This window comes from Acinetobacter sp. UBA5934 (genome assembly GCF_002430855.1).
Taxonomy (GTDB): Bacteria; Pseudomonadota; Gammaproteobacteria; order Pseudomonadales; family Moraxellaceae; genus Acinetobacter.
The window spans coordinates 11485-11771 of record NZ_DJDC01000161.1 but is presented as its reverse complement, the minus strand read 5'-3'; the positions used below and the strand labels follow the sequence as shown (position 1 = coordinate 11771).

Below are 287 nucleotides of genomic sequence, written 5' to 3'. Positions count from 1 at the left end.
GGAAATGACCGTGACATTGCCGCGTACACGTGGATCAACAGCAAAATTTTTCCCGGTAATATCGGCCACTTCATTAATAAATGCCGTTAAATCAGCATCTCTTAAGTTGATTTTCCATGTTTGCGCATGAATAGAGGTACTCACCATAGCAATAAGAGGTGCAGCCGCGAATAAAGCCCAAACTGGACGATAATTAAATAAAGCCATAAAGTTCCGTGCTTCCTAATCCTGTAAGGTGACGATGCATCACTTAAAAATTTTGTTGAATGGTCATCACTTGATCACCA

1 protein-coding gene is annotated in these 287 nt (G+C 40.8%); it reads right to left on the bottom strand.

Annotated elements, in window-relative coordinates; all coding sequences use genetic code 11:
• Positions 1-207 (bottom strand): hypothetical protein (locus tag B2Y23_RS11700; RefSeq protein ID WP_291370964.1); only part of this gene is annotated, 207 nt, incomplete at its 3' end.
• Positions 208-287 lie beyond the last annotated feature (80 nt).